Source organism: Slackia sp. (assembly GCF_977041755.1).
This window is the reverse complement of record NZ_CDRRGL010000172.1, coordinates 1-3,295: the sequence shown is the minus strand read 5'-3', so window position 1 is coordinate 3,295 and position 3,295 is coordinate 1. Positions and strand designations below refer to the sequence as shown.

Sequence of the window (3,295 nt, the reverse complement as noted above, 5' to 3'; positions counted from 1 at the left end):
TGCGCGATATCGTAATCCCCGATGACCTGCAGCACGTGATGTCGCTCGAGGCCCAGGCCGACCGCGAGAAAAACGCGCGCATGACAGTGGCGTCGGCCGAGGCCGATATGGCCGACATGCTGGCTGAGGCGGCGGCCGTGTACGGCGACCCGTCGGCGGCGCTGCGTCTGCGCACCATGCTGCAGCAATACGAAACGGTGAAGTCGTCGAAGGGCGCGGTGGTCACGGTTCCCAGCGCGCTTTCCGACAGCCTGGCCGACGCGATTGACAAGGAAGGGCAGCGATGAGCGAAACGCAGGCAGGCAATCTTATGGCGGGTTTTCAAGTCGACCATTCGAGCGGCTTGCCGGTATGGATCCAGGTGAAAAACCGCATCGCGTATCTCATCGGGTCGGGGAAATACCTTCCGGGCGACAAGCTGCCTACGGTGCGCGCGCTGGCGGTCGATTTGGATAGCAGCTACAACACCATCAATCGTGCCTATATGGATCTGGAGCGCGAAGGCTATATATCCACGCGCCGCGGCAAGGGCACGTTCGTGCTGGAACAGAAAGAAATCGGCGCGGCGCGCGCATACGACACGCCTGTCGAGTTGCTGGTAGACGACATGATTCGCGGTTGTATAGAGGCGGGCCTTACCGACGATGACATCACGGCGCTCGTCGATGAGCGCCTCGCACGACGTCGCGATGGACGGTAGAAAGGTTTGCATGCTATAATGCGGCTCGACGGCAGCTCGCGTCTGGTAGCTCGGGCAACGCCGTTGGCTATGAGAAAACGCTATCGTCTAACGACGGTGGCGTTTCTTTTTTCACCATGAGCTCGGTACATCGTAGCGTACAATAGCGTAGCTCAGCGGTTTTGGCCTTATGTGCCGGGCAACGCCCTCTCTGCGAGAGAGGAGGTGATGCCCTATGGTCGAATTATTGATGGAATTGCTTAAGGTTCTGACTGAAATTGTCAAGCTCGCGGCTGCTATCATCGGTCTGTCCAAGGCACGTAGCACTCGCCCAAAACGCAAGAAGAGCCACCGCCGTTAAGCGGTAGCTCCACTCTTTGCTATAACGGCGTTGCCTAGCTCGCCAGCGTGAGGCTTGCCGCTGAGTTCATTTTATCACCTGCCACATTCCAAGATGTGCAGCTTTCCAGCTATTTTCTCGGCCCTATCTCTCCATTATTCCAAAAATAGAAGAATCAATTTGATTGAATGTCGCAAGACATTGTGACAATATGACAAATAAGGATTTGGCCAATTCTTATCAGGCGCGCCGTTGTCGGGGGATGGCGGTGCGGAGGTGCGGCTCGCGTGAGCCGCAGGGGGATATCCGATAAGAATGAGCATGTCGCAAGGGGTTTTGGGGAACGGCCGCTGCCTGGACACGGGCGCCGCCGCATGCGCGCTATGCGCCAGCCTCGCCAATGCTTACGCGCCTCATGCAAAGGGGATATCCTGACGCTATCTTTGGAGGAGGAGAGATGTCAGGAGCACACAGCCCGAAAGGGCTCACGCGCCGCAGTTTTCTCAAAACCACAGGCGCGGCAGGCGTTGCCGCTGTGGCTGCAGGGACGGTGACGCCGCAACTCGCGGCGATCGCCGAGGGCTATGAGCCTGGGCAGCCCGAAACTCAAGGTGAGCAAATTTTCCGCGGTGTTTGTCGTCCGAATTGCTTCGGCTTCTGCCACCTTAACGTCCATGTGCGCGATGGCAAGGTGGTAAAAACTTCGCGAGCGGAATACAACGAGAGCTGTTATACGCGCATTTGCCAGCGAGGCCTGTCTCACGTCCAGCGTATTTACGACCCGCAGCGCCTGAAGTATCCCATGCGCCGCGTAGAAGGCACCGAACGTGGCGCCGGGGAGTGGGAGCGTATTAGCTGGGATGAGGCTCTGCAGGAAATCGCCGACAACATCAAGGAAACGCAGAAGCAGTATGGCGAAAGCGCCCTGGCATTCCTCACTGCCTCGGGCAACCAGGCCGTCGCAATCACAAGCGCGTATTCGCGTCTGACCTCCTTGCTCAACGCGAGCTCGGTCATGCCTTGCCTCGATATGGGAAGCTACTACGGCATGGCAGCCGTGGCCGGCAACTATATCAGCCCTCTTATGGGCATGGGCATGTGGGAAGGCAACGAGCCGACGGACGCAAAAAACGCCAAATCCATTGTGGTGTGGGGCGCGAATATTACCGATGCCCAAATTCAGAATTGGCACCTCGTCAAAGAGGCGATGCAAGGCGGCACGAAACTTGTGGTTATTGATCCCACGTTTACGCAAATCGCCGCCAAGGCCGACAAATGGATTTCTGTGCGACCCGGCACCGATACGTTGCTGAAGTACGCTCTGATGAACATCGTGCTCGAAAAGGGCGCCCAGGATGTTGACTACCTCCGTGACCATACGGTTGCCCCGTTCCTCGTTCGCGAGGATACGGGCAAGTTCTTGCGTCGAAGCGATATGGGAATCGAGCCGACCGCGACGGGAAAGATGAACCCAACCACTGGTCAAGAAACCATGTACGATCCGTGCATGGTTCTCGTCGCCGGCGAGCTCAAGACGCCCGAGGAGGCTTCGACCGCTGCCGAAATCGAGGGGTCCTACGACTTCGAGGGCGTTAAATGCCGCACGGCGTATGAGCTGCTGAAGGATGAAATCGCAAAGCATAACCCCGAAGAGGTCTCCAAGCAAATCGAGGTTTCCGTCGATGAGATCTACGCGCTTGCTGATATCTGTATCGATGGCCCCGTATACCATTACGAAGGGTACGGGCCGCAAGCGTACAACAACGGCGCGCACACCACGATGGCTGGTCTCACGCTTTGCGCCCTTCTGGGCAACTTGGGCAAGCCAGGCGCATCGTATGGCGCCTATTGGACATACGGCATCGTAAACAATCCGGCGTACACGGCCCCGAACGGCGCATCCACCGGCCTTTCTATCCAGAGCGTCGATTTCAAAAATGTTGTCGAAACTGGAAAATTTGGCGGCAAGGACGCCTCGATCAAGATGCTGTGGGTCTATTCCGCCAATCCCGTCAACACCCACACCGATACGCATGCCTGGACCGATACTATCATTCCCGCAATGGACTACATCGTTGTGGCCGACTCCGTCATGACCGATACCGCGAAATACGCTGACATGGTGTTGCCGATCGCCCAATGGTTCGAGCTCGAGGAGGTTTCTAACGCGGGCCAAACGTCGAGTCTCAATTACAACGAGAAGGCGATCGACCCGCTGTATGAGAGCAAGCCCGATCCACAAATTATTTCAGAGCTCGCGCAGAAGCTGGGGCTGG

The 3,295-nt window shown here is 57.3% G+C and carries 2 protein-coding genes and 1 pseudogene; all 3 read left to right on the top strand.

Going from position 1 to position 3,295, the window contains the following annotated elements; all coding sequences use genetic code 11:
* A pseudogene (locus ACWI8T_RS09095) lies at positions 1-287 on the top strand (slipin family protein); the annotation flags it as partial.
* A complete protein-coding gene (locus tag ACWI8T_RS09090) occupies positions 284-700 on the top strand; it encodes a GntR family transcriptional regulator (protein WP_449138705.1) in 417 nt (138 codons plus the stop codon). The pseudogene ACWI8T_RS09095 and the gene ACWI8T_RS09090, both read left to right, overlap by 4 nt.
* A 776-nt stretch (positions 701-1,476) precedes the next feature.
* Positions 1,477-3,295 (top strand): molybdopterin-dependent oxidoreductase (locus tag ACWI8T_RS09085; protein ID WP_449138704.1); only part of this gene is annotated, 1,819 nt, incomplete at its 3' end.

What these genes read in the sequence shown, in the direction of transcription:
- ACWI8T_RS09090 (WP_449138705.1), top strand. Translation starts at nt 284, where the DNA reads ATGAGCGAAACGCAGGCAGGCAATCTTATGGCGGGTTTTCAAGTCGAC.